General features: G+C 71.1%; 21 protein-coding genes. 14 read left to right on the top strand and 7 right to left on the bottom strand.

Translation table 11 applies throughout. The features are described from left to right. The first annotated feature begins 13 nt into the window (after nucleotides 1-13). The 5 genes from ACN28C_RS21610 (at nucleotide 14) to ACN28C_RS21590 (ending at nucleotide 7,309) form a co-directional block, all read left to right on the top strand. Complete coding sequence (locus ACN28C_RS21610; protein ID WP_422769357.1) at nucleotides 14-1,936, top strand: ABC transporter ATP-binding protein; 1,923 nt, start codon at nucleotides 14-16, stop codon at nucleotides 1,934-1,936. Then, nucleotides 1,926-3,716 carry an ABC transporter ATP-binding protein gene (locus ACN28C_RS21605; protein ID WP_422769356.1) on the top strand — a complete coding sequence of 597 codons (1,791 nt, stop codon included), beginning with the start codon at nucleotides 1,926-1,928 and terminating at the stop codon, nucleotides 3,714-3,716. Before ACN28C_RS21610 ends, ACN28C_RS21605 begins: the two co-directional genes overlap by 11 nt. A gap of 237 nt (nucleotides 3,717-3,953) precedes the next feature. Continuing rightward, entirely contained in the window at nucleotides 3,954-5,288 is a 1,335-nt protein-coding gene (locus ACN28C_RS21600; RefSeq protein WP_422769355.1) for a helix-turn-helix domain-containing protein, read from the top strand. A gap of 15 nt (nucleotides 5,289-5,303) precedes the next feature. Next, complete coding sequence (locus ACN28C_RS21595) at nucleotides 5,304-6,248, top strand: ornithine carbamoyltransferase (protein ID WP_422769354.1); 945 nt, start codon at nucleotides 5,304-5,306, stop codon at nucleotides 6,246-6,248. Nucleotides 6,249-6,253: 5 nt separating this feature from the next. After that, a complete protein-coding gene (locus tag ACN28C_RS21590) occupies nucleotides 6,254-7,309 on the top strand; it encodes a pyridoxal-phosphate dependent enzyme (protein WP_422769353.1) in 1,056 nt (351 codons plus the stop codon). 57 nt (nucleotides 7,310-7,366) lie between these two features. Here ACN28C_RS21590 and ACN28C_RS21585 read toward each other — a convergent pair whose 3' ends face one another. Together ACN28C_RS21585 and ACN28C_RS21580 are read right to left on the bottom strand one after the other, a co-directional pair. Further along, the gene (locus ACN28C_RS21585) at nucleotides 7,367-8,602 is read right to left on the bottom strand and encodes a beta-ketoacyl-[acyl-carrier-protein] synthase family protein (RefSeq protein ID WP_422769352.1); all 1,236 of its coding nucleotides are present in this window, start codon (nucleotides 8,600-8,602) and stop codon (nucleotides 7,367-7,369) included. Between the two features lie 111 nt (nucleotides 8,603-8,713). Next, nucleotides 8,714-9,031, bottom strand: a complete 318-nt coding sequence (locus ACN28C_RS21580; protein ID WP_422769351.1) for a phosphopantetheine-binding protein — start codon at nucleotides 9,029-9,031, stop codon at nucleotides 8,714-8,716. Between the two features lie 324 nt (nucleotides 9,032-9,355). Here ACN28C_RS21580 and ACN28C_RS21575 point away from each other — a divergent pair, with 324 nt between their 5' ends. The 3 genes from ACN28C_RS21575 to ACN28C_RS21565 all read left to right on the top strand — a co-directional run bounded on the left by ACN28C_RS21575 (nucleotide 9,356) and on the right by ACN28C_RS21565 (nucleotide 12,331). Then, a complete protein-coding gene (locus ACN28C_RS21575; RefSeq protein ID WP_422769350.1) occupies nucleotides 9,356-10,684 on the top strand; it encodes a condensation domain-containing protein in 1,329 nt (442 codons plus the stop codon). Between the two features lie 364 nt (nucleotides 10,685-11,048). After that, complete coding sequence (locus ACN28C_RS21570; RefSeq protein WP_422769349.1) at nucleotides 11,049-11,405, top strand: hypothetical protein; 357 nt, start codon at nucleotides 11,049-11,051, stop codon at nucleotides 11,403-11,405. Continuing rightward, nucleotides 11,378-12,331 carry a transglutaminase domain-containing protein gene (locus ACN28C_RS21565; protein WP_422769348.1) on the top strand — a complete coding sequence of 318 codons (954 nt, stop codon included), beginning with the start codon at nucleotides 11,378-11,380 and terminating at the stop codon, nucleotides 12,329-12,331. The genes ACN28C_RS21570 and ACN28C_RS21565 overlap by 28 nt, the downstream gene beginning before the upstream one ends. Before the next feature lie 35 nt (nucleotides 12,332-12,366). Here the strand turns inward: ACN28C_RS21565 and ACN28C_RS21560 are convergent, their stop codons facing one another. Next, a complete protein-coding gene (locus ACN28C_RS21560) occupies nucleotides 12,367-13,131 on the bottom strand; it encodes an MBL fold metallo-hydrolase (protein ID WP_422769347.1) in 765 nt (254 codons plus the stop codon). A 192-nt stretch (nucleotides 13,132-13,323) separates the two neighbouring features. On the opposite strand from ACN28C_RS21560, the gene ACN28C_RS21555 reads away from it, so the two are divergent. Next, nucleotides 13,324-14,442 carry a cellulose binding domain-containing protein gene (locus ACN28C_RS21555; protein ID WP_422769346.1) on the top strand — a complete coding sequence of 373 codons (1,119 nt, stop codon included), beginning with the start codon at nucleotides 13,324-13,326 and terminating at the stop codon, nucleotides 14,440-14,442. A gap of 88 nt (nucleotides 14,443-14,530) precedes the next feature. On the opposite strand, the gene ACN28C_RS21550 is transcribed toward ACN28C_RS21555, so the two are convergent. Further along, nucleotides 14,531-15,994 carry an LVIVD repeat-containing protein gene (locus ACN28C_RS21550; RefSeq protein WP_422769345.1) on the bottom strand — a complete coding sequence of 488 codons (1,464 nt, stop codon included), beginning with the start codon at nucleotides 15,992-15,994 and terminating at the stop codon, nucleotides 14,531-14,533. Between the two features lie 217 nt (nucleotides 15,995-16,211). Here ACN28C_RS21550 and ACN28C_RS21545 point away from each other — a divergent pair, with 217 nt between their 5' ends. After that, on the top strand, nucleotides 16,212-17,165 hold the full coding sequence (locus tag ACN28C_RS21545; protein ID WP_422769344.1) for a DUF3500 domain-containing protein: 954 nt from the start codon (nucleotides 16,212-16,214) through the stop codon (nucleotides 17,163-17,165). 48 nt (nucleotides 17,166-17,213) lie between these two features. On the opposite strand, the gene ACN28C_RS21540 is transcribed toward ACN28C_RS21545, so the two are convergent. The 3 genes from ACN28C_RS21540 to secA2 form a co-directional block, all read right to left on the bottom strand. Beyond that, entirely contained in the window at nucleotides 17,214-17,747 is a 534-nt protein-coding gene (locus tag ACN28C_RS21540; protein ID WP_422769343.1) for a DUF2231 domain-containing protein, read from the bottom strand. A gap of 139 nt (nucleotides 17,748-17,886) precedes the next feature. After that, nucleotides 17,887-18,624 (bottom strand): GAF and ANTAR domain-containing protein, encoded by a 738-nt coding sequence (locus ACN28C_RS21535; protein WP_422774755.1) that lies wholly within the window; start codon nucleotides 18,622-18,624, stop codon nucleotides 17,887-17,889. A gap of 243 nt (nucleotides 18,625-18,867) precedes the next feature. Continuing rightward, a complete protein-coding gene (secA2, locus tag ACN28C_RS21530; RefSeq protein WP_422769342.1) occupies nucleotides 18,868-21,162 on the bottom strand; it encodes an accessory Sec system translocase SecA2 in 2,295 nt (764 codons plus the stop codon). 275 nt (nucleotides 21,163-21,437) lie between these two features. Here secA2 and ACN28C_RS21525 point away from each other — a divergent pair, with 275 nt between their 5' ends. From ACN28C_RS21525 to ctaD, 4 genes are all read left to right on the top strand, one after another. Then, on the top strand, nucleotides 21,438-22,445 hold the full coding sequence (locus ACN28C_RS21525; RefSeq protein WP_422769341.1) for a glucosyl-3-phosphoglycerate synthase: 1,008 nt from the start codon (nucleotides 21,438-21,440) through the stop codon (nucleotides 22,443-22,445). Between the two features lie 37 nt (nucleotides 22,446-22,482). Then, nucleotides 22,483-23,676, top strand: a complete 1,194-nt coding sequence (locus ACN28C_RS21520) for a glycosyltransferase (protein ID WP_422769340.1) — start codon at nucleotides 22,483-22,485, stop codon at nucleotides 23,674-23,676. Continuing rightward, entirely contained in the window at nucleotides 23,673-24,128 is a 456-nt protein-coding gene (locus ACN28C_RS21515; protein ID WP_422769339.1) for a DUF4383 domain-containing protein, read from the top strand. The genes ACN28C_RS21520 and ACN28C_RS21515 overlap by 4 nt, the downstream gene beginning before the upstream one ends. 147 nt (nucleotides 24,129-24,275) lie before the next feature. Continuing rightward, on the top strand, nucleotides 24,276-26,297 hold the full coding sequence (gene ctaD / locus ACN28C_RS21510; protein WP_422769338.1) for a cytochrome c oxidase subunit I: 2,022 nt from the start codon (nucleotides 24,276-24,278) through the stop codon (nucleotides 26,295-26,297). Nucleotides 26,298-26,332 lie beyond the last annotated feature (35 nt).

Raw genomic sequence — 26,332 nt, 5'->3', positions numbered from 1 at the left:
GCATCATGGTCCGATGCGACTCAGGATGCCGGCCACGACCTCCGGCCTGTGGGCGTTGATGCGCCTGCTTCCGCAGGTGAACCGGACCAAGGTCGCGCTCGGTGCGGCGGGGATCGCGGTCGCCGCGGTGCTGCCGGTCGCGATGCTGGTCACCGTCGGGCTGCTCGTCGGCAAGGTACCCGACGCGGCCGGCGCCGGGCTGGGCAGCCCGGCGGGGCGTCAGATCGTCGCCCTGTTGGTCGGGGTCGGAATCCTGGTGGTGGCACAACGGGTGGTCCTCGCACTGCTGCGGGCGCTGAGCGAGACCCTGGGGCGGGAGGTCGACCGCTACCTCCAGGAGCGGGCGCTGGCCGCGGTCGGCCGGCCGGCCGGCATCGCACACCTGGAGGATCCCGAGGTGCTGGCCGGGCTGCACACCCTACAGGGCCTCGGGATGGCCCAGGGCGGCCGACCGAGCCTGGCCGTCGAGGCGCTGGCGGTGGTGCTGCCGGCCTGGCTACGGGCGCTGGGCGCCGCCGCCGTCCTGCTCGCCTTCCACTGGTGGCTCGGCCTGCTGTGGCTGGTGACCTGGCCGACCGTCCTCCATCTCATGCAGCGCGAGTACCTCCGGGTCGGCAGGGTCGGGTACGGGCGAAGCGCCGTGCTGCGGCGTGCAGAGTACTTTCGGGATCTCGCCATCACCGGCGCCCCGGCGAAGGAGGTCCGGATCTGGGGCATGCTCGGCTGGCTCCAGGAGCGTTTCGCGACGGCCTGGTCGGGCGCGATCGAGCCGGTGTGGCGGGAACGGCGGCCCCGGCCGACGGCGGTCTTCGGCGCCACCGGAGCCATCCTGCTCGTCAATCTGCTCTCGTACGGCCTGCTGGTCTACGCCGCCGCCCGCGGCGACCTCGGCGTGGGGGCACTCGCCGTGTACGTCCAGGCGTTGACGATGGCCAACGTCTACACCGCCTTCGACGACCAGAACGCGTACCTGTCCTTTGCCGCGGACTCCGTGCCCCGACTTCTGCGCCTGGACGAGCGGCTGGGCACGAGCGGACGCGACACCTCCCCTGCCGATGCCGGCGGGCCGGAACAGGCGGTGCCGCACGACTTTCCAACCCGGGACATCACCTTTCACGCGGTGCGGTTCCGGTATCCCGGTGCCGAGGAGGAGGCACTGCGCGGGGTGGACCTGCGCATCCCGGTAGGGCGTTCCCTCGCCGTGGTCGGTGAGAACGGGGCTGGCAAGACCTCCCTTATCAAACTGCTCTGTGGACTCGAATCGCCCACCTCGGGGACGATCAGCGTCGACGGCCGGGACACCGCCGACCTCGGTCCGGCGGCCTGGCGTGGCCGGATCAGCGCGGTCTTCCAGGACTTCACGCGCTACCACCTCAGCGCCGCGGAGAACATCGGGATCGGGGCACCGCAGCTGGCGGGGGACCGGGAACGGCTCTGCCGGGCCGCGGAGCGGGCTGGCGCCCTGAGCATCATCGAGGCGCTGCCGCGGGGCTGGGACACCGTGCTGTCCCCGGAGTACGACGGCGGAACGGAACTCTCCGGTGGCCAGTGGCAACGGATCGTCCTCGCCCGCGCCCTGTTCGCCGTCGACGCCGGTGCCCGGGTGGTCGTCCTGGACGAGCCGACCTCGGCCCTGGACATCCGGGCCGAGGCGGAGCTGAACCGGCACCTGCTGGACCTGACCGCCGGTCGCACCGTGATCCTGGTGTCGCACCGGTTCTCCACGGTCCGCGGCGCGGACCGGATCGTGGTCCTCGATCACGGCCGGGTGGTCGAGGACGGCACTCACGAGCAACTGCTGGAGGTGCAGGGCCACTACGCCCGGATGTTCCACCTCCAGGCCGCCCGCTTCGTGGCGGCGGACAGTCGGGACGTCTCGACCGATCCGCCCCTACAACCCGCCGGTACCGGCCGAGAGGGCAGCCATGCGGGATAGCCTGCGCGCCTACGCCACGGTGCTGGGGATCGGGTTCAGGGCGGCCCCACTGCACGCCACGGTGCAGTTGGTCACCGGGATCGTCTTCGCGGTGGCGACCCCGGTCACCGCGCTGGGCGTGAAACTGCTCATCGACGCGGCGACAACCGGCGACCTGCGCCGAGGGCTCCTCGCGACCGCCCTGGTCGCGGGGATGGTCGCCGGAAGCCTGGTCTGTGTCTTCTACTACACCAACTCCCTGTTCACCGTTCGGGAGCGGGCCGGCGCGCGGGTCAGCCAGCGGCTGATGGCCCTGATCGGTGGCACCGAAGGGCTGGCACACCACGAGTTTCCCCAGTACCTGGATCAGGTGCACCGGATCCAGGAGGAGCGTGACCAACTCTCCGCGATGGTGAACGCGACCGCCGGGATTCTCCGGGTCACGGCGACACTCGGCGTCAGCATGGCGCTGCTGGGTGGGCTGCACCCGCTGCTGTTGCTGCTGCCGTTGCTGGCGGTCGTCTCGGTGTGGCTGGCGAAGGGAAGCCGGGATATCCAGGTCGCGGCCCAGGAGGCGACGAGCGGGCGGGAGCGGCTGCGCCGGCACCTGTTCCAGGTCGGTACCTCGTCGTCCGCGGCGAAGGAACTGCGGGTCTTCGGCAGCACGGACGACCTGCTCAACCGGCATCACGAGATCTCCGACCAGGTCGTCGGCACCAGGAATCGGGCGAGTTGGCGCAGCGCGGCCCGCAACTCGATCGACGGCGTGGTGACGGCGCTCGGCATGGTCGGCGCGATCGCGCTCGCACTCTCCATGGCTGTCGCGGGCGAGGCGACCGTCGGTGATGTGGTGCTCGTGGTGGTCCTGGCGGCGCAGCTGACCATGACCGTGGGCACCGCCGCGATGTACGTCGTGCACTTCCTGAGCGTATTGACGGTGGCGCGCCGGTTCCGGTGGTTGGCGGAGTACGCCCGCCAGGCCCGGCCGGCGCTCGCCGACCGGGTGCCGGTGCCGCGGACACTGCGTGCCGGTATCGAGCTGCGTGGGGTCAACTTCCGGTATCCGCGCACCGAGCGGGCCGAGGTGGCACTCTCCGATGTCGACCTGCGGCTGCCCCCGGGTGCGGTGGTCGCGGTGGTCGGTGAGAACGGCGCGGGCAAGACCACACTGGTGAAGCTCCTGTGCGGTCTCTACAGACCGGACTCCGGGCAGATCCTGGTCGACGGCATCGATCTCGCCCGGTTCGACACCCGCGACTGGCAGTCCCGGGTTGCCGCGGTCTTCCAGGACTTCGTCGCCCTGGAGTTCCTGGCGGGCGAGACCGTCGGGGTCGGCGACCTGCCCCGGATGGCGGACCGGACCGCGGTCGGCGCGGCGCTCACAGCGGCCGATGCGACCGGTCTGGTCGAGGAACTCCCCGATGGGCTGGAGACCCAGCTGGGTGCCCGGTGGGACGGCGGGGTGGACCTGTCCGGGGGGCAGTGGCACCGGCTCGCCCTCGCGCGTGGCCTGATGCGCGGCGAGCCGGTGCTGGCCGTCTTCGACGAGCCGACGGCGGCATTGGACGCCCAGGCCGAGCACGCGCTGTTCGAACGGTTCACCGCCGCTGTTCGGGACCATCGCCGGCAGGGCACGGTCACCCTGTTGGTGTCGCATCGTTTCTCGACGGTTCGGATGGCCGATCTGATCGTCGTGCTCGACAAGGGGACGATTGTGGAGCGCGGCAACCATGACGAGCTCATGGCGAGTGGGGGCTTGTACGCGGAACTCTACGATATGCAGTCGCGCGCCTACCTTTAGCGATGTCCAAGTGAATATTGTCGGCGGTTGAACGACGAAATCTCCTGACCAGCCCCGCCCGGAGACGCGTTCGGACGCCGGCCAGACGCCGGAGGAAGTCGGCGGGAGCCGGCTCTTGTACATGGGTTGTACGGAAGCTGTACATGCCGTGTTGTACGTTCCTGTCGATAAACGCCCTCGCCTCAATTGGGCCCGGGTTGGCCGACCTGGCGACCAGCCACCCACGCAAGGACAAACATGGGACTGGGGAATAACATTGCGGTATTGAGACGAATACACGGCTGGACACAAGAGGAGTTGGCCGAACGTTCCGGAGTCAGCGTACGCACCATCAGGAACCTGGAGCTGGAACGGGTGGAGAACCCGCGCTCTTCGTCCGTCGATCTGCTGCTGAGTGCGCTCGGCGCAGAACGACGGAATGTCGGCACGAGCCCGGTCGACCACGCCGAATGGCGCGGGCTGCCGCCGCCGAATTTCCCGCTCGTCGGCAACCTGGTCGAACTCGAACACCTCAGCCGCTCTGTCCGGGCCAGCCGCATGAACACGTTCCTCGGGCCCGGCGGGGTCGGCAAGACCCGCGTCGCGCTGGGCGTGGCGGCAGAGGTCGCGTCGTCGTTTCGGCAGGGTGTCGCCTTTGTCGAGCTCGGCGACATCCCCGCCGAGCAGGGACGGGCAGCGTCGCAGGCGCGGGCGGTGCTGCAGCGGGCACATCGACTCGTCCGCTTGGAGTCGTCGACCGGATCGCCCGACGCCGAGCTTGCCGACGAGGGCCACCGAAGCAACATGCTTCTCGTGCTGGACAACGCCGAGCATATTCCGACAAGCGTCGCGGCCGCCGCGAAGGAACTTTTCAACACGTATCCGTACATGCATATTCTGGTGACCTCACGGCGCCTGGTCACCGAGCGGTTCGGCGTCAATCTGGAGGTTCGCCCGCTTTCCGTCGAGCCCGGTGACGACTCGTCGTACGCCCCCGCCGTGGAACTGCTGCTGCGCAAGGTCGGCGCCGACTCTCCACTGATGGCGGAACTCACCGCCGACCTACCGGGACTGGAGGAGCTGTGCCGCCGTCTCCATGGCATGCCGCGCGCTCTCGAATTCGCCGCCGAGCGGTTACGCACGATACCGACGCGGACACTTCTCGCAACCGGACCGGCCCTCGCGATGCTGAGAACGTCGGACCACGCGCTGCTACCGCATCAGCGCTCCGTAGCCGAGAGTATCCGTTGGAGCATCGGTCTGCTCACGGATTCCCACCGCCGGTTGCTGTACCGGCTGGCGATTTCCCCGGCTACCCGGTTCGGCGCCGAATACGTCGTAACGCTCGGCGACCGGAAGGAGAGCTTCGATCCGGAGAGTTCACTCTGCCTGTTCTCCGACCTGATCGACAACTCGCTCGTATCCGCCTGCCAGGACAAGCTGTACGAGTACCGGCTTGCCCCTTACGTCCGGGAGGTGATTTGCGCCGATGACAGTTACCGTCGCGGCCACGACCCGGTGGCCCCGCAGTCGGCCGAAGCCGGCAGCGGTGCTCGCCACCCCGTTCCGGCAGGTGCCGAACGAGCCGGGTGACCGGGAGGTCACACGTTGAACGGACGAACCCGGCGACGTAGCCTGCTCTCCATCGCCGACCTCTCCGCCGACGAACTCGTCGAGTTGGTCCGGCGTTCGTCGTGGCACGCCCGGGCCGACCGCTCGGCCGCCGGCACCCCGCTGGCCGGTTCCGTCGTCGGTACCTACTTCCGCACAACATCTACCCGGACCAGGACCTCCTTCACCGTAGCCGCCCAGCGGCTGGGTGCGGGTGTCGTCGCGTACGGCCCGCACGACCTACAGGAGAACACCGGCGAAACGGTGTCGGACACCGCCCGGGTGCTCTCCGGCATGCTGGACGCGCTGGTCGCCCGTACCGCCGCCGACCCCGCCGAACTGCGGGCGCTGGCGGACCAGGAGCGCATGGCCGTGGTCAACGCCATGTCCGCCGACGAGCATCCGACCCAGGCGATCGCGGATCTCTCCGTGTTGTCGACGCTGCGCGGTCGGCTCGACGGCCTGCGGGTCTGCTACCTGGGTGAGGGCAACAGCACTGCCGCGGCCCTCGCCCTGGCCCTGGCCCGCATTCCGGATGCGACACTGCACCTGCGCACCCCGGAGGGGTACGGGCTGCCCGCGTACATCCGCCGGATGGCCATGCAGACGGCGGCCTTGCACGGCGCCGTGGTCGACGAGCAGCACGACCCGCACCGGATCCCCGAGGCCGTCGACGTCGTGTACACCGCGCGCTGGCAGACGACGGGCAGCGTCAAGCCCGATCCGTCGTGGCGTACCTCGTTCACACCCTTCCGGGTGACCACCGAGCTGATGGACCGGCTGCCGAACGCTCACTTCATGCACGACCTGCCCGCCCACCGCGGCGTGGAGGTGGATGCCGAGGTGCTCGACGGACCGCGCAGCATCGCCTTCACACAGGCCCGGCACAAGCTCTACAGCGCCATGGCCGTCCTCGAGTGGGTCGTCCGCGGGGCGTGGTGACGAGAATGCCGCTCGGGCAGGTCGGCACGCCGGAAGCCCTGCTGACGGCGGCCCGGACCAACACGCCGCTTCGCCACCTCAGAGTCGGGTATCGGGGCGGGGTCGGCACCGCCTGGTTGAAGCTGGAGAAACACAACCCGACGGGCTCGATCAAGTACCGGACGGCGCTCGGCCTCCTCGCCGGCCTCTCTCGCCGGGAGCCGTTGGGTCCAGACGCGGCGATCATCGAATCGTCGTCCGGAAACCTCGGCGCCGCCCTCGCCGAGATCTCCCGCCGGGCCGGGTGGCGGTTCGTGGCCGTGGTCGATCCGAAGGCTCCTCCCCCGCTGCGCGTACGGCTGACGGAGCACGGCGCGGAGGTCGTCATGGTCGACACCGAGGACGAGCACGGCGGCTTCCTGCTGAACCGGCTCGCCACCGTCCGTCGGATGCTCCGCGAGGACCCGACGCTGCGCTGGACGGACCAGTACCACAGTCCGGCCGGAGCGGAGATCCACCGCACCTCTACCGTGCCCGAGCTGCTGGGGCAGACCGGCGGGAGGATCACCGCGATCTTCGTCGCCCTGAGCACCGGCGGAACCATCGTCGGGGTGGGTGAAGGGCTCCGGCGCCACCTCCCGGGCCTCAAGGTCTACGCGGTGGACGTCGACGGCTCCGTTGCCGCCGGCGGCACCGGTCACCCCCACCTGCTCAGCGGCATCGGTGCCAGCCGCCGGTCGACGCTGATGCACCCGTCGCACTACACCCGGCTGTGCCGGGTGCGGGACATCGACGCGATAGCGATGTGTCGACTCTTCCGCCGGCGGACCGGCATCGGACTCGGCGCCTCGAGCGGAGCGGTGCTCTGCGCCGTCCTCAGGGCAACGGCCAAGGGGGCGTCGCTGGGCACCCCGGTCGTGATCTGCCCCGACGGTGACACGAGCTATCAGGCCACCGTCTACGCCGACGAATGGCTCTCCAGGCACGGCGTGCTCGGCCTGGTCCGGCAGGCCGAACGCTCAGCCGAAGCGGACGGGGTCGAGTTCACCGTCGGCGCGGAGCTACCCTCCGGCGGCTGCTGAACCGGCACCGTGGTTGCCGGTACGCTGGCCGGTCGTCCGCCGCCGTACGGGTGCGGCTCAACCAGGTGAGGTTCCCGCTCGGTCCGGTGGGCCGAACACCACCGTGACGTTGTGCCCGCCGAACGCGAACGAGTTCGAGATCGCGAAGCCGGGCTCCCAGGGACGCGGAGCGAGCACCACGTCGACGTCGAGGGCGGGATCCGGTTCCTCGGTACCGAGGGTCGGTGGAAGCGTGCGGTAGGCGTAGCTCAACGCCACGGAGACGGCCTCGAGCCCACCCGCAGCCCCGAGCGCGTGGCCGGTGACCCCCTTGATCGAGGTGACCGCCGGGCGGGAGCCCGCGAAGACCGTGCCGATGGCCGCGGCCTCTGCGGCGTCGTTGAAGACGGTCGACGTGCCGTGGGCATTGACATAGCTGACCTCGGCCGCCCCGACACCGGCGTCCGCGAGGGCCAACTCCATGCACCGGGCCGCCATGGCACCGTACGGCGCGGGTGCCGTCACATGGTGGGCATCGGCGGTGGCCGCGGTGCCGAGGATCTCCGCGTACATCCGGGCGCCCCGGGCCTTCGCGTGTGCCGCGCTTTCGAGGACCACCACGCCCGCCCCCTCGGCAAGACAGAAGCCGTCGCGGTTGGCGGCGAACGGCCGTGACGTGCCCGTGGGCGACAGTGCGCGCATGTTGGTGAACGCCGCGACATTCCCCTCGTTGAGGCAGGACTCGGCACCGCCGGCGAGCACCACGTCCGCCCGGCCGGCGGCGATGAGCCGGGCCGCCGTCGCCACCGCGTTGGTGCCGCTGGCACAGGCCGTGGCGACCGTCTCGCACGGCCCCTGGAGGTTCCACCGCATCGAGACGGCGGCGGGTGCCGAGTTCGGCATCGCCCGGAGCACCGTCAGCGGCGAGACGGCACGAGGGCCACGGTCGCGAAAGGCGTGCATCGCCGTCTCCCAGGTGGGGGTACCGCCGATGCCCGTACCGAGGATCACGCCGACCCGACGCGGATCGACGCCATCGATCGGCTCGGCGGCGCTCAGCTCCTCGGACAGCCCGGCATCCACCAGGGCCTGCGCGGCCGCGGCAATGGCGAACTGCGCAAAACGGTCGACCCGACGTGCCTGTACGGTCGTGACTCCGTACGTGGCGGGATCGAAGGCGGGTACGGAGCGGACCGACGCGGACCCGGTGGGCTTCAGCAATCCGTCCCAGAACTCCTCGGCTCCCACACCACACGGCGCGACGACGCCGAGTCCCGTCACGGCGACCCGTTGGCCGGTAGCCGACTCGATCACGGCACCTCCCTTTCCTGGTGCGCTGACTGTCCGTTCCGGGGCGAAGCCGTCGGCGACGGCCGGCGAGGAGCCTGGGCCGTCCCGGCCCGCGGGGTGGGTCGGCCCGGAACGCTACGATCCGGCGGTCCCACCATGGCCGGATCCGCTCCGGAGCGCCTCCGCCGTACCGGTTTCGTTCGCCGGGTCCATCAGGTCCGACACGACGCTCCACAGGGAACCGACTGTTGCGAAGGTCTCTGCGGTCAGGGCGTCGTCCGGGATGATGACGCCCAACGCCGACTCGATCTCGACCAGCAGCGCCACGGTGTTGAGCGAGTCGAGGCCCAGCTCGGCGAGGCTGTCGCTGGGCTCCAGCGGGGTCGACTCGGCAAAGGGCAGATAGGGCCGCAGGATCTCGGTGTATTCGTGAAATGACTGCTCGTTTTCCAAGACGCACCCCCGAAGCCGTAGGAAGGGCAGCTGTTCACGCTGTGCGTGTCTCCGCGACGTACAGCCCAACGCGCGGTCCGCCGGAGGTCGCTCACCGTCGGCAGGAGGCAGCAACCGGATTGGCGGATATCTCAGCCCGGCCCACGGCAGGCTGTCAAGCGTGCCAACTCCCTGCCGGGCGCACGTGGTTGACCGGATGCGACCCTCTCGCACACCCGGTTTTCGGTGCGCGCAACTACCGATCTGGGCGGCGGAGGGAGAGAAATGGTACGTGCGGGCATGCCCGGCCGGTGGAAAGCGGGCCGGGCCGACCGCGGCGCCCTTGTGCGCTCGACGACCGGCAGCCCCGCGCCGGGCACGGACGCCGGCGCGCCGCAGCGCGGTCCACTCTGCTGGGGTCAGCAGTGGGCCTGGCACGAGCAGCAACTCCCTGCCGAACTGCGCTCGCACGCCCTGCTCCTGCGTACCTTCGAACCGCTGCCCGGGGTGAGCTTCCGCACGGTCCGGGCCGCCGCCCAGGTGGTCGTCGCCCGGCACGCCTCGCTACGCAGCACCGTCGGGGTCGACGACAACGGCCGACCGGAGCAACGGGTATGGCCGGCGAGCAGCCGGATGTACGACGTCGAGTGGATCCGGCGCTACGACGAGGCCGCGGCCAGGCTGCGGCAGCAGATGGACATCGAGGCCCGCTGGCCGATCCGAGTCGTCTACTGCCGTCGCCTGGTCCGCGGGCCGGCACGCCTCGGCCTCGTGGTCCACCACATCGCCACCGACCTCCAGGGGTTCGACCTTCTCTGGAACGAGTTCCGGGCGACGGTCGACGCCGTGCACCGGGGGTTGACCGCGCAGCTGCCGCCCGCCGGGCGCCAACCGATCGACCTCGCCACCTTCGAGCAGTCGCCCGCCGGGGCAGCCGCCAGCCGACGCGCGGTCGACTACTGGCTACGCCACCAGGACGCCCTGGCCGAGGTGCTGGAGTCGCTGCGGGCCCGGGCCACCGACACCGGATTGCTCATGCATGTGGCCCGGGTGGACTCGACGGTGGCGGCGCGACGGTTGGCGCAGCGGCTGGCGACGGGTCGCACCACGGAGACCGCGATCGTGGTGGCTGCGGTCTCCTGCGCCCTGGCCGAATATCTCGGGCGGTCCACCGTTCCCATCAACATGTTGGTATCCAACCGGCACCTGCCGGGGATCCGCGACAGCGTCTGCTGTGTGGCGCAGAGCGGACTTCTCTGCGTCGAGGTCTCCGATCCCCGGAAACTTGATGATGTGATCCCCGCCGCCTGGCGCGGTTCACTGGCGGCGAACCGGTACGGCCACTACGACTCCGCGGAACTCAACGACCAGATGGCGAGCTTCGACAAGGGCGGCCTGCATCAGGTGGCCGCACCACCGAGCGTCAACATCGTGCCGCGTGGGGCCTTCGTCTCCTGGTACGGCCCGGACCCGCGGCCGGAGGAACTCGCCAGCCGTCCCTACACGAGCTGGCTCGGCGAGTCCGCACAACGCTGCGCCGGGTTCTACTTTCACGTCCGAATCACCGACTCGACGCTGGCCGTCGAGTTGCGCACCGGCGGCCACCTCATCTCCGCGGACGAGACGCGAATGCTCGCCGAACGCGTGGTCGGCGCGATCCTCGGCAGAGACTGACCCAGGTGTGCCGGGCCGGGTCGGCGTCGCCTGTGGTGGTCCTGGAGCCGCCGTGCTGCCAGCCTCGGCGAGGCGGTCACCGCCACCCCCCGCCTCGCGCTACGAAAGGACAGGGACAGTGGATCCTGGAAGGCTGCGGCTTGTCTGCGTCGTCGGGCAGGCCCGCGCCGAAGCCCTGCGCCAGGCGTGCGCGGCGCACCGGTCGGGTCGCCCCGACTCCGTCGTTCCCGGATTGAATCACCTCGATCCCGTCATCCTGACACCGCCGACGTCGGGCGGCTCGACGGAGTCGGTGGCCGGGTTGATCCGTCGTGCTGTCGACGGGCCGGCAATACTGATGGTCGAACCCGACACCATGCCCGCGGTGCCAGCGCTCTTCGCTCAGCCGGGCGGTCTGGTACCGGTGGTCGTCGTGGTCGGCCTGCCCGGACCGGCCGGGGCCGAGCCGGTGCCCGTCCTGCCAGTGGGCGTGACGCTGGTCGCGCTGACCTCGCTGGCGCCGGACGGGCCGCCAGCGGGAATGGTCGGGTGGCGCCGCTGGTCCGACAGGCTCGTCGTCCGGGTCCTTGAGGCCGGACCCGACCCCGTCCTCGCCAGCGCCCACGCCGTATTGGCCGTCATCGTCCAGGAGCTGGGCCTGCGGTCGACCGCGATGCCCGGGATCTCGCCGGGCCCCACCGCCCTGGAGGACCGGTGGCCGTGGCAGGTGGTGAGCCGGTGACCGGCGCCGACCTGACCCCCCAGATCGCCGAGGTCGTGTCGACGCTGCGCCGCATCCCGATGTCGGCCCGCCGCTTCACCGTCCCGGCGGCCGAGGTGTTCCCCGGTTACCGGCTCAGCCCCACCGTGCTCGCCTCGGCCGTCGCTGCCGGCTTTCCCCGGGTGGGCACCGGGGAGGACGCCCTCTACGACCAGAACGACCTCGCCAACCTGGCGCTGTACCTGCCGTTGCCGACCCTGCACCGGGCGGCGATGAGGTTCTGGGCCCGGGTCCTGGACCGTCCCGACAGGGAAGAGCGGACCTATCGGGTCAGCTACCGGGGTGCCTGCCCGGCACCCGGCCACCCCGGCCCGTGCATGGCGACGTGTCACGAGCCGGACGACCTGGTGACGCCCGTCCCCGTCGGGGCCGGGCACGTGTTCACCCACGACGTCGACGTCGTGCTGCGCAACGACTGGCCGGCGCTGCCGCCGCCGCTCGCCGCACTCGCCCGGGAGGTCGCCGACATCCGGTTCTTCCGGCTTCCCGAAGTGATCCACTGGGATGTCGACTTCGCCACCGCAAACCTGGTCGCCGACTGTGCCGCCTATGCCAAACTGCTGGTCATCCGGGGCGCCGAACTCGGCTATCCGGCCCGGATCCGGCACGGGCTGATGGTGGCCGCACCATTCTCTATGCCGCACTTCTGGGCCGAGTTCCGGCTGGCGGAGCGCTGGGTACCGTGCGATCCCGGCCTGGTGATCGGAATGGTCTCCTGGGGGGTGCTACCGGCCGACCGCTGGACGCCGGACCGCTCGGTCGGCGCCCTGCTGGCCGGGTTCTCCACCCGGTCCCGAGCGCTGATGCTGCACAACAACCGCACCGCCATCGACGCGAAGTACCCGACGCGCCTGCTCAACACCGGCGCCGGAGAACCGGCAGGGTGAGGCTCCCCCGGGGCGGCGGACCGGCCGCCCGCAGCTCAGCTGGCGGTGTCGCCGGGCGCGGTCGTCGCGACACCTCCCGGGAACGACCGTCGGGGAGGCGCGGTCGGCTCCCAGACCGCGCCGTCGTGCGCGAAGAGCACCCGGGCCGGATCGAGGTCGAGCAGCCGGGGCATCCACTCCGGGACCGGCGGCAGCGGGTCCGCCGCCCCGTCCCGGGCCGCCCGCAGCGCCAGCAGCGCCGAGCCGTACCGGAAGGCGAAGTCGTGGGCCTGCCCGGCCAGCACGACCGTGCCGTCCGGCGCCCGAAGCACCAGCGACTGGTGCCCGACGGTGTGCCCCGGTGTGGGGATGACCCACACGCCCGGCCAGATCTCGGCTTCGCCGTCCAACTCCTCGTACCGGGCGCCGGCGAAGTCGACCAGCTCCGGGATGGTGTGGCCGGGCTCGCGGGCCACGGCCAGCTCCGTCCGCTGCACCACGACCGGGCGGCCGGAGAGCGCCGGATTGCCTCCACAGTGGTCGAAGTGCAGGTGGCAGTTGACCACCAGGGAGATCTCGCCGAGGCCGATCCCGGCGGCGGCCAGCGCCGCCTCGACAGGCCGGCGGACCGGGCGGTAGTGCGCCTCGGTCTCCGGGTCGACCTCGCCGATGCCGGTGTCGAAGAGCAGCAGCCCCTCGGGTCGCCGGACCAGATAACCGTACGCCGGCTCGACCCGGGGATGCGGCTCGGCCGCCTCCGCGGCCGGCCGGACGAAGTAGCCGAGGTCGAGTCGGCGTACCGCCACGGGGTTCTCGCTCACCGGCCCATCCTCGCGGTCGAGGGCCACCGACCGTCAAGACCGGTTCACCACGGGCGTAACCGGTGCGCCAGGACGGCCAGCGACACGACCACTTGACCGGTTGAGTCCCGCTGCAGTCACCTGCTTCAATATCCCCGGGAGCACCAGGGCCGGCACGACCACCTCATCGCCGTGACAGGAGATCAGATCATCATGCTCCGCAGGCCCCTGCTCCACACCTTCCTCGTCGTGCTCGTCGCCGCGTTCGGCACGGTCGTCCTCGCCGGACCCGCGCTGCCGGCGGCGGCACCGGCACCCGTCCGCATCATGCCGCTCGGCGACTCGATCACCGGCTCACCGGGTTGCTGGCGCGCGATCCTCTGGAACCGCCTGCAGAACACCGGATACACCGACATCGACTTCGTCGGCACCCTCGGCCCGCAGGGCTGTGGGTTGCCGTACGACGGGGAGAACGAGGGTCACGGTGGTGCCCTCGTGACGACCGTGGCCGACCAGAACCAGTTGCCGCCGTGGCTCGCGGCCACCCGCCCGGACGTCGTCCTGATGCACTTCGGCACCAACGACGTCTGGAGCAACCGGGCCACCTCGACGATCCTCGCGGCCTACTCCAAGCTGGTGGACCAGATGCGGGCCAGCAACCCGAACATGAAGATCCTGGTAGCGAAGATCATCCCGATGGCGCCGAGCACCTGCGCCGAGTGCGGCCAGCGGGTGGTGGCTCTCAACGACGCCATCCCGGGCTGGGCGGCGTCGAAGACCACCGGCCAGTCGCCGGTCGTGGTGGTCGACCAGTGGACCGGCTTCAGCACCGGCAGCGACACCTACGACGGCGTGCATCCGAACGCCGCCGGTGACCAGAAGATGTCCGACCGGTGGTATCCGGCGCTCGCCGCGATGCTCGGCGGGGTGACCCCGACCCCGGCACCGACCCGGACGCCGCCGCCGGCCACCACCGCGCCGCCGCCGCCGCCCACCACCGCACCGCCCACCACCACTCCCCCGCCGGCCGGCGGCTGCGCGGCGACCTACCGGAGCGTCGGGCAGTGGCAGGGCGGCTTCCAGGGTGAGGTGACGGTACGCAACACCGGCTCCACGACGAGCCGGTCCTGGACGGCACGGTTGACGTTCGGCGCCGGTGAGCGGATCAACCAGGCATGGAACGCCGAGGTGACCCAGAGCGGCACCATCGTCACCGCCCGGAACGTCGACTGGAACGGCTCCCTCGGCCCCGCCGGGACCGCCACCTTCGGCTTCCTCGGCAGCTCGACCGGCGGCACCCCGGCTCCCTCGGTCACCTGCACGCTCGGCTGAGCCGGGCACGTCCACAGCTGACGGCGGCCCGGTCCCCCGTGCGGGGACCGGGCCGCCAGGCGTCGGATGGGCTGGACCGCGGAGGCGACTACCAGTTGCTGCCCAGGTAGCCGGGCTGGCTCTGCACGTTGAGCTCGTCGAACCTGATCAGGTGCGCGGTCCAGATCCGCCAGTCGCGCAGCTCCAGCACGTCCAGGCCCTTCTGGATGTCGCTGGAGTAGATGTGGCCGTTGTACCAGTACGCCGACCACGAACCGGCGATGATCCGGCGTTCCGCCGAGATCGGGCCCCGCTCCCAGTAGGCGATCTCCACCGGCCGGGCGGAGTTGGTGAAGTCGAAGACCGAGATGCCGCCCTGATACCACGCCTGGACCATGATGTCCCGCCCCAGCACGGGGATCAGCGAGCCGTTGTGCGCGACGCAGTTCTCCAGGCTGGTGTTCAACCGGGGAATCTTGTAGTAGCTCTTGAAGACCAGGCTGCGGCCGTCACCCCGACCGGTGATGTCGTAGATGGCGTTCGCGCCCCGGGTGGGTGCCACCGTCTCGACGCAGGTCGCACCGGAACCGCCACCGAGTTCGTCGGTGAAGACCACCTTGGTGCCGGAGTTGTTGAAGGTCGCCGAGTGCCAGAAGGAGAAGTTCACGGTGTCGCGTACCCGGTCGATCACCCTGGGCGCCTCGCGGTTGGCGATGTTCATCAGGATGCCGTCGCCCATGCAGGCACCGGCGGCCAGGTCCTTGCTCGGGTAGACGGTGATGTCGTGGCAGCCGCTGGTGGTGGAGCTGCCGTTGCCGCCCGGGTTGCCGCCCTCGTCGTCTGCGAAGAGGTCGGGCACCGCCACCACGGCGGCCTGGGTCGGCTTCTTCAGCGGCACCTTGATGATCGAGATCGAGTCGTGCGGCCTGGCGCAGCCGAGGTAGGTGTCCGACGGCCCGTACGACGACACGTAGATGTAGACCGACTTCTTGTCCTTGGCCGGCACCAGCGTGTGGGTGTGCGAGCCGCAGGCGGTCTGCACCGACTTGATGTACCTCGGGTTTGACTTGTTCCTGATGTCGAAGATCTTGATGCCCTCCCACACCGTGGCGCTGCTCGGCACGCCCGTGCTCGCGCAGGAGTCGTCGCTGCGCGGCGAGTCGGTGGAGAGGAACAGCAGGTCACCGTAGACCGAGATGTCGTTCTGCGAACCCGAGCACTGGACCTGGGCCACGATGGACGGCCGTCGCGGGTTCTTGATGTCGTAGATGACGAAGCCCTCGTAGTTGCCGGCAAAGGCGTACCGGCCCTGGAAGGCGAGATCCGAGCCGAGCGCTCCCTCGGGGGCGAAGGTGCCCTGCTTCGGGATGTTGGCGATCTGCCGGAGGTTCGGGCTGCTGGAGATCTCGTCCACGCCCGGCGGGGTGGCAACGTCCGTTGTGGTCGGAGTCGTTGCGGACGCTGGTGCGGCCTTGCTCGCCGGTGCGACGGCAACGGTCACCACCAGGAAGGAGAGTGCGGCGAGCCCGACGATCCGGAGTCGCCGCGGCCCTTGTGGGGAGAGTCTGAACATCTGGCGGCACCCTTCGAGAGGGGTTCGTGATTCGCAGACCCTACCTGGAGATGGTGACCATCGATGTGACCCCGATCACAATATCATCGATCAAGGAACCACCGCCGCCCCCGGAGCGACCTGGCCTTCCGCCCCGGGAAGACCACTGGGAAGATCATCAGGCCCGGCCCCGGCGACCGGGGCGTCGTCCACACCCGGCAGCCGGTATACAGGGAGGATGCGGAACACCACCCTGGCCGGAGAGATGCGGACCGTGGCCACCGGGCTGCTGGACGCGCTACCGGGACCGGCCCGGGCGCTGGCCTCCCGCCCTTTCGCCGACGAGACCGGGCGACGCTGGATCGAATACCGCCCGCTGCCCCGACCGGGCGCCTGCCTCGCCGACCTCGACCGGGTCGCCCGTAAGGCGACGCACCGGCTGCTCGCCACCGCGCTCAGCCCGCACGCCTATGCGCAGGCCGCCACCATCATGGCCCTGGAGGAGGTCCTCGACCGCCGGGAGGAGTGGCGGCGGGGCCGGCACAGCGACGACTACCGCATCGTGGTCTTCGGTGACCCCGCCCGGGACGACCACTGGTCCTGGCGCTTCGAGGGGCACCACCTGTCGGTGACGATGACGGTCGCCGGTGACGGCGTCGCGCCGGCACCCCTGTTCCTGGGTGTCAACCCGGCTACCGTGAGCTACGCCGGCAGACCGGTGAGCCGACCACTCGGCCCCGAGGAGGACCTCGCCCGCGCCCTGCTGGACGCCATCGGCCCGGACGGCCGCGGCATGGCGATCGTCGCCGACGAGGCACCCGCCGACATCCGCAGCGGCACCCGGTCACGCTTCGACCGCCGGATCGAGCCGCCCGGCATCCGCGCCGGAGGACTCGGACCCACCGGCCGGGCGCTCCTCGACCACCTCGTCGCGCTCTACCTCGACCGGCTGCCGCCGGAGCTGGCCCGGCAGGAGGCGGCCCGGGTCAGCCGGAGTGATCTCTACTTCGCCTGGGAGGGCCCGACCAGGCCGGGCGGGCGGCACTACTACCGGATCCAGGGCGAGGATCTGCTGATCGAATACGACAACACCAGCGACGACGGCAACCACGCGCACTCCGTGCTCCGCCGCCCGCACGGCGACTTCGGCGCCGACCTGCTCGCCGAGCACCACGCAACTGCTCACTCCTGAGCAAGCGGGCGACCCGGCGCCGGATCGGCCGTGCGGTCAGCCGCTCGGTCAGCCGCCGCGGCGACGGCCGAAACCGCCGGCAACCGAGCTGGCCGGCGGGCCAAAGCCCTCGAAGCTGGTCGGCTCGCCCCGCCCCTGGTCGAACTGGCGGACCAGGCTGCCGCCCAGTCGCACCCCGACGGCGCCGAGCAGCAGGCCGAGCAGTTCGACCAGGAGCAGCCCGCCGGTCGCCCCGTGTTCCGGCACCCGGGACCTGATCAGGCAGGCGAAGACGAACAACACCGCGACCCCGGCGTTCACCAGGTTGAACGTCACCGCCGTGCGCCGGGTCGGATCGGTGACCGCCGTGCGCCGGGTCGGATCACCGGGAGCGTCCCAGAGGTCGACCATGCCGGCCACCGCCGCGAGCCCGGCCGCGACGAGCGCCGCGACCGCCGTCCAGTAGCCGACCAGCCCGAGGAACGCCGGACCGCCCAGTACGTCGGCCAGGTCGAAGACAGTCGCGCAGACGAAGAGCCCGAACGGAAACGTGACCAGCATCGGCTGGATCGGATGCCCGTGCACCCGCAGGCGGCTCTGCATGGTGGTGCCTCCCCGGCTCGCTCCTGGTCCGACCCCAGCGTGCTACGCGTGCTACCCCCGGGTGTCCGGACCGAAACGACGCCGCGGCTCGCGGGCCGCCGTGCGGGCTGCGCCGCGTCGCGCAGTCCACGATGGAGGGTCAGGTGTCGCGGCGGCGGGCGACCGAGGTGACCAGCCGCTCGGCCACGTCCCGTAACGGGATGGCCAGCGTCGCCGAGGCGGACCGTAACACTCGCATTGCCTCCGTGGCCGGACAGCCACGTTGGGTCATGATAACCCCGACCGCCTGGTCGATGACCTGCCCGGCCGTCCGAACCTCGTCGGGATGATCGGCCGGTCCGGCCAGCCGGGACCGGTCCCGAACGGCGCCGAGCAGCAGCCCGGCGTGCTCGGCGAGCAGCATCGCGGTGAGCTGTTGGCTGGCGGTCAGCACCCCTGGCTCGCGGGCGTAGAGGTTGATCGAGCCGACCACGTGGTCGTCGACGTCCACCGGCACGGCGAGCACACCGCGTACGCCGAGGGCGAGCGCCCGGTCGGTCCACGGACGCCAGCGGGTCTCGGTGCGCAGATCCGCCGACCAGACCATCTCCCGGCTGCGGATCGCCACCATCGCCGGCCCGTCCGGGCCGTGCCGGACGTCGTCGAGGTCGTCGAGCCGCGGCTCGGAGCCGGCGACCGAGGGCGGCGCCCCGGCCCGGACTACGGTGACGCCGCACCAGGTCACCCCCGGCATGGCGTCCCGGACGGTACGTACCAGCCGGTCCAGCGCGGCGTCGAAATCGTCGCTCGCGATCAACCCGGCAGTCACCTCGCGGAGCAGGGCGGCGGTCTCCAGCACGCCCGGGGCCTCGGTCGACGGCTCCGTCGTCGTCCTCAGCCTCAGCACCGCTCCGCAACCCCCACCACCACCGCGGCTGCCGCGGTACGCCCGGTTCGTGCCCTCGCCTGTCTCATGGTCGCCTTCCCCCCGCCCTTCCCGATCCCATGTCGGTAGGGACCTGCGCTACTACCCGAGCGCCGGGTGGACAAACCACCCGTTACAGGGGAAGAACGATCCTGCACGTCCCGGGGTTGCCGTCGGTCATCCGACGACAACCCCGGAAATTCCGATCCGTCGGGGTCAGCGCGGAGCGGAGCCGAGCCGCCGGCCGACGGCGGCGATCAGCCGGTCGAGTTCCGAGCCGAACGGGTTGTCGTGCACCAGGTAGGTCCAGGTGGCGCTCGGCCGGACCAGCTCGCCCTCGCCCGGCTGCCAGTCGTCGTCGAACTCGTTCTCCTCGAAGGTCTCCACCGTGCGGGTCTCGATCTCCGGCACCAGCGCGTTGAACGCCGGCACCGCGGAGCGGTGGAACTCGTCGAGCGGGTCGAGCCGGCCGAGCGCCCGCAGGTGTACGCCCTCGCGTACCTCGGAGAGCTCGGCGAGGTGCTGCGCCCAGAGCCGGTCCAGGTGGTAGAGGGCGATCGACCGGCCGACCCGGGAGAGGAGTTCCTCGTCCATCTCCTTGGCCCGCTCCGGGAACCGCTCGGTCAGCATCTCCGCCGCCACCTCGGTGGTGAGCAGCCGTTCCCGGCGCTCGGCCAACGCCTTGCGCTGCTGCTCGATCACCACGCTGTACCGCCAGGTGTTGCGGTGGATCTCGTGGTTGACGCCCTCCGCGATTCGCTGGGCGTGTTCGATGGCGAAGTCGACCTGCTCGTCGGTGACCAGACCGTCGGCGTTCATCCGGGGCGACGGCGGGATCGCGTCCGGGGCGTGCCGCATGACGAGGTTGTCTTCCAGGCTGACGAAGAAGACCGAGCGACCCGGGTCCCCCTGCCGGCCTGCCCGGCCGCGGAGCTGGTCGTCGACCCGCCGGCTGTCGTGCCGGCCGCTGCCGATCACGAAGAGGCCACCCAGTTCGGCGACCCGGTCCCGGTCGGACTGGTCGCTGCCGCCGAGCCGGATGTCGACACCCCGGCCGGCCATCTGGGTGGAGACGGTCACCGCGCCGTAGGTGCCGGCCTCGGCGATGACCGCCGCCTCCTCGGCGTCGTTCTTGGCGTTCAGCACGGTGCACGGCACCCCGGCCTCGCGCAGCGCCTCGGCAAGCCGCTCGGACTCCTTCACGTCCAGCGTGCCGATCAGCACCGGGCGGCCGGTCTCGTGCTGCTCCTGGATCTCCTCGATCAGCGCCTCTTCCTTCTCGGCGCGGGTGGCGTAGATCCGGTCCGGGTCGTCGACCCGGATGCACGGGGTGTTCGGCGGGATCACCGCGACCTCGAGGGAGAAGAACTCCCGCAGCTGGTCGCCGACGAGCACCGCGGTCGCGGTCATCCCGCAGACGGTCCGGTAGAGCGCGACGTACGCCTGCACGGTGATGGTGCCGAGCACCTCGCCCTCGGCGGTGGCGTCGAGCCCCTCCTTCGCCTCGACCGCCGCCTGGAGCCCGTCCGGCCAGCGCCGGCGCTGGGCGACCCGGCCGCGCATCTCGTCGATCAGCTCGACGCCGTCGTTGCGGACGATGTAGTCGACGTCCCGGTGCAGCAGGGCGTGTGCGTGCAGGGCGACGTTGACCGCGGAGAGCTGCTCGACGTGCTCGTCGTTGTAGAGGTCGACGCCGCCGAGCCGGGACTCGATCTCGGCCAGGCCGGCGTCGGTGAAGGCGACGCTGCGGCCGTCGTCGGCGACCGTGTAGTGCCGCCCGGCACGCAGCCCGCGGACCACCGAGGCGGCCTGGTGCACCGGGTCCTGCTCGCCGGGGACCGCGCCGGCCAGCACCATCGGCACCCGGGCCTCGTCGATCAGGATGGAGTCGGCCTCGTCGACGATCGCGGTGGTCAGCGGCGGCTGCACCCGGTCGTCGATGTCGGTGACGAGCTGGTCGCGGAGGAAGTCGAAGCCGGCCTCGCTGACCGAGACGTAGGTGACGTCGCAGGCGTACGCCGCCTGGCGCTCCTCGCGGGTGGACGCCTCGGTGACCCAGCCGACGCTGAGGCCGAGCAGCCGGTAGACCGGCTCCATCCACTCGGCGTCCCGGCGGGCCAGGTAGTCGTTGACCGTCAGCACGTGCACCGGCCCGTTGCCCCGCCGGACGTGCCCGTAGGCGGCGATGGCCGCGGTCAGCGTCTTGCCCTCACCGGTGGCCATCTCGGCGACCTTGCCGGCCAGCAACGACATGGCCCCGAGGAGCTGGACGTCGTACGGCCGCTCGTCGAGGCCGCGCCGGGCGGCCTCGCGGCCCACCGCGCAGATCTCGACGAAGTCCTCGGCCCGGCCCGCCGCCTCGGTCAGCTCGGCGTCGTCGAGATCGGTGAGTTCCTCCTCGCGCGCCTCGATCGTGGGCAGCAGCTTCTCCAGCGGCGCCAGATCAACTGTGGTGCCCGGACGCTGGAGGAAACGCCGGACCCTGGTCTTCAACCGTTGCGACACACCCATGACGCGCAACGGTACGCGAACTCTCCGGCAAAGTGCGGCCCGCCCGGCCGGGCGCGGTGTCCGGTGTCGGCCAGCAGGCGGCGCGATGTCCGTAGCGTCCGAATGTGCCCGAAGCGGCGGCGGTTTGCGAACCGGACGACGCACCCCGCCGGCCGCCGTCCCGGGCCTCGGCGACCGGGCGCCGCGACGGTTGATCCGGTACCGGCGGGGAAGGCTGTAGGGCTGCACCGGAGCCCGGCCGGGCTCCGGTCGAGGCACCTGGGGAGGTCGGTCCCATGCGGCGCTCGCGTACACCCGTGTCACCGGCGCTGGAGGCGTGGTCCACCCACCGTACCGGTGTGGCCGATCAGTGGACGCCCCGGCAGCTCGCGTACCTGAAGGAGGAGCGCAGGGTCAGTGTCGTCATCCCGGCCCGCGACGAGGAGGCGACGGTCGGCGCGATCGTGGCGGCGATCCGGGCCTGCCTGGTCGAGCAGGTGGCACTCGTCGACGAGCTGGTGGTGGTCGACTCCCGGTCCCGGGACGGCACCGCCGCCGTCGCGGCGGCGGCCGGCGCGCGGGTGATCAGCCAGGACGAGATGACCCGAGGGCTGCCGCGGCTCGACGGCAAGGGCGACGCGCTCTGGGCCGGGCTGGCCGCGTCAGAGGGCGACCTGGTCGCCTTCGTCGACGCCGACCTGCGGGAGTTCCAGCCGCACTTCGTCACCGGTCTGCTCGGCCCGCTGCTCACCGACCCGTCCGTCGCGTTCGTCAAGGGCTTCTACCACCGCCCGCTGGTCGGCACCAGCGGGGTGGAGGCAGAGGGGGGCGGCCGGGTGACCGAGCTGGTGGCCCGCCCGCTGTTCAACCTCTTCTGGCCGGAACTCGCCGGGTTCGTCCAGCCACTCGCCGGGGAGTACGCCGGCCGGCGGGACGTCCTGGAACGGGTTCCCTTCGTCTCCGGGTACGGCGTCGAGACGGCCATGCTGATCGACCTGCTGGAGATGTGCGGCCTGGACGCGCTCGCCCAGGTCGACCTCGGCGAGCGCCTGCATCGGCACCAGGACACCGAGGCGCTCGGCCGGATGTCCGGGCAGATCCTGCACACGGTCTGGCAGCGGCTCTGCCGGCGGGGCCTGGTCGAGGAGAGCGCGCCGCCGGCGAACCTGCTCGTGCAGTTCCGCCGGGACGGCAGCAGCGCCCTGCCCAACCTCGACCGGGAGATCGTGGTCAGCGACATCTCCGTCCGGGAGCGGCCGCCACTGGCCGAGCTGCGCCCGTCGTCCCGGGGAGCCGCCGTATGAGCCCGGAGACCCGCCGTATGAGCGGGGTGGAGGATCGATGAGTCTGACGGTGCTGATGAACGCCGGGCCCTGGCTGCCGGTGCCGCCACCCGGCTACGGCGGGATCGAGAACGTGGTCGCCACGCTCGTGCCGGAGCTGCGCCGGCTCGGCGTACGGGTGGTGCTCGCCTCCACGGCGGACGCCACGCTGTCGGTCGACGAGCTGCTGTCGGTCTTTCCGGACGGGCAGTTCGGGGCGCTGCAGCGGCCGTACAACCAGGTCTGCGGGATCTCGCACGCGCACCTGTCCGGGGTGGTCCGCGCGCTTCGCGAGCGGGACGACATCGACCTGGTGCACGACCACGTGGAGGCGGTCGGGCTGGCCGTGCTGGCCGCGATGGGGCCGGGTAGCGGTCCGGCGCTGCACACCCTGCACTGGGATCTCGGCAAGCACCCCGACCTCTACGGCTTCCTCGACGGCGGCGACCGGGTCCGGGTCAACGGGGTCTCGGCGGCCCAACTCGCCCGGGCGCCACAGGCGCTGCGCGAGCACGCGATCGGGCACGTGCACCTGGCCACCCCGCTGGCCGTCGACGCCGACCGCCGGCCGTCGGTCGAGAAGGCCGGGCACGTGGTCGTCCTCGGCCGGATCACGCCGGGCAAGGGACAGCACGTCGGGGCGCGCCTGGCCCACCAGGCCGGCTTCGACCTGGTGCTGGCGGGACCGGTCGGGCCGTACCGGCGGCCGGAGGAGCTGGCCGCCGCCGGCCCGGAGGCGGGACAGAATCCGGACGTACGGTACTGGCGCGACCAGGTGGCGCCGCTGGTCGACGGCGACCGGGTGCGTTGGGTCGGGATGGTCGCCGGGGCGGCCCGGGACGACCTGCTGGCCTCGGCCCGGGCCAGCCTCTTCCCGCTCTGCTGGGAGGAGCCGGGCGGCACCGCGGTGATCGAATCGCTGGCACTGGGCACCCCGGTGCTGGCGATCGGCCGGGGCTGCCTGCCGGAGCTGGTCGAGCACGGCCGGACCGGGCTGCTCGCCGACGACGATGACGGCCTCGCCGACCTGGTGCGGCAGGTCGGCGGGCTCGACGAGCGGGAGTGCCGGGGCGAGGCCGCCCGCCGGTTCACCCCGGCGATCATGGCCGAACGCTACCTGGAGCTGTACGACCAGGTACGCCGGATGGGCGGCGATCCGGCGGCGCCGGTGGTCCCGGTGGACGGGGCGGTCGCGGAGGTCGCGGTACGGTGACGAGAGCGAGTTCCGCGGTCACCCGGCCACACACCGGACGGTCGCCGGTGTGCACGGTCGCGGTCGGGGTGGCGGTGGCCTTCCTGGCGCTCGGCATCCTGGGCTTCATTCCGGAGATCACCAGTCGCTACGGCGACCTGCGCATCGCCGGGCACCGTTCCGACGCCCGGCTCTTCGGGCTCTTCGAGGTCTCGGTGCTGCACAACCTGGTACACCTCTGCACCGGGGTGGCCGGGCTGCTGCTGGCCCGGACCGTCGCCGGGGCGCGGACGTTCCTGGTCGGTGGCGGTGCCCTCTACCTGGTCCTGGTCGTCTACGGCGTGGCGATCGAACAGGACGGCGCCGCGAACTTCCTCCCGGTCAACGACGCCGACAACTGGTTGCACCTGGGACTCGGCCTGGTCATGCTCGGGCTCGCCGCGCTCAGCGGCCGGCGCCGCGACGGCCGCTGATCCGTCGCCACAGGCACCGCCTGAGCTGCCCGGTTTCACCCGTTGGAGGCACGGAGCCCCGAATCCGGACGACTGCCGGGTTTTGCCGTTGGAATACCGGGTAGCCACCCCTCGTCCCAGCGGAAGATCAGGTACGGGGTGAGCGGAATGCGCAAGCGGGTGGTGACCGATCCCGGGCAGGATCGGGGGCCGCTGATCCTGGCACCGGCCCGGTCCGGCGGTTACCCCGGTCCGGTGCGCCGGGCCGTACGGGGCAACCACCTGATCCGGCTTCTCGGCACCACCGACGCGAAGCAGATCGGCCTGCTCTACCTCACCACGGCGTTCGGCTTCTTCGTCATCGGCGGCGTGATGGCGATGCTGATGCGCGCCGAGCTGGGCCGCCCCGGCCTCCAGTTCCTCTCGACGGAGCAGTACAACCAGCTCTTCACCGCGCACGGCACGATCATGCTGCTGCTCTTCGCCACCCCGCTGGCGTTCGCCTTCGGCAACTACGTGGTGCCGTTGCAGATCGGCGCGCCGGACGTGTCGTTTCCCCGGCTCAACGCGCTCGCGTACTGGCTCTACCTGCTCGGCGGCTCGCTCGTGCTGGCCGGCTTCCTCACCCCGAACGGCTCGGCGGACTTCGGCTGGACTGCGTACACGCCGCTGAGCAGGGACCAGCACTCGCCGGGTGTCGGCGCGGACATGTGGGTGATCGGTCTGGTCCTCTCCGGCCTCGGCACCATCCTCGGTGCGGTCAACCTGATCACCACCATCCTCACCCTGCGGGCACCCGGGATGACCATGTTCCGGATGCCGATCTTCACCTGGAACATGCTCTTCACGGCCCTCCTGGTGATCCTGGTCTTCCCGCTGCTCGCCGCCGCGCTGCTGGCGCTCTACGCGGACCGGCGGCTCGGCGCGCACGTCTACGACCCGGCCTACGCCGGCCCACTGCTCTGGCAGCACCTCTTCTGGTTCTTCGGCCATCCCGAGGTCTACATCGTGGCGCTGCCGTTCTTCGGCATCATCACCGAGGTCATCCCGGTCTTCAGCCGGAAGCCGATCTTCGGGTACAAGGGGCTGGTGGCGGCAACCGTCGCGATCACCATCCTCTCGATGACCGTCTGGGCGCACCACATGTTCGGTACCGGCCAGGTGCTGCTGCCCTTCTTCAGCCTGCTGAGCTATCTGATCGCGGTGCCGACCGGGGTGAAGTTCTTCAACTGGATCGGCACGATGTGGAAGGGGCAGATCACCTTCGAGACGCCGATGCTCTTCTCGATCGGCTTCCTGGTCACCTTCCTCCTCGGTGGGCTGACCGGAGTGCTGCTGGCCAGCCCGCCGGTGGACTTCCACGTCACCGACACCTACTTCGTGGTCGCGCACTTCCACTACGTGCTCTTCGGCACCATCGTCTTCGCCGCCTTCGCCGGGGTGTACTTCTGGTTTCCGAAGATGACCGGGCGGCTCCTGGACGAGCGGCTGGGACGGGTCCACTTCTGGACGATGTTCCTCGGCTTCCACGGCACCTTCCTGGTGCAGCACTGGCTCGGCGCGGAGGGGTTCCCCCGGCGGTACGCCGACTACCTGCCCAGCGACGGCTTCACGGTGCTGAACACCATCTCGACAATCAGTTCCTTCGTCCTCGGCGCCTCCACGCTCTTCTTCCTCTACAACGTCTGGAAGTCGTGGCGCTTCGGGCGCATGGTGGACGTGGACGACCCCTGGGGCTTCGGCAACTCGCTGGAGTGGTCGACAACCTGTCCACCACCGTTGCGCAACTTCGACCGGATACCCCGGATCCGCTCCGAGCGCCCCGCCTTCGACGAGAAGTACGGCCCGCTCGTCGCGGACCTCGGCCGGGACCTGCCGCAGCGGTCGACCCGACCGCCACAGCTGATCCGCGACGAGTTACGCCACGAGCCGCGCCACCCGGAGACCGAGGTGGCCGCCCGGGAAGGGGCGCACGGCGCCGGGGCGGCCACGGCGTACCACCCCCGGCCCGGGTCCGGCGCCCGTCCCGTCACGGTGCCGGAGCCGGACGAGGTCCGCCGGCCCGCCTTCGAGCCGAGTCGCCCCGACGAGCAGGTCGACGACGCCGACCGGGGCGGCTCGGAGAGCCCGCGCTGGCGGACCGGAAGCCCCCGCGACGAGCAGCGGCGGGGCGAGGAGGACGGGCAGTGACCGCAGGACGGGCAGTGACCGGAGCACGGGCGAGC

This window comes from Plantactinospora sp. WMMC1484 (assembly GCF_049315195.1).
Lineage (GTDB): Bacteria > Actinomycetota > Actinomycetes > Mycobacteriales > Micromonosporaceae > Plantactinospora.
Note: the sequence above shows the minus strand (reverse complement) of the source record. Positions and strands in the feature narration are given on the sequence as shown.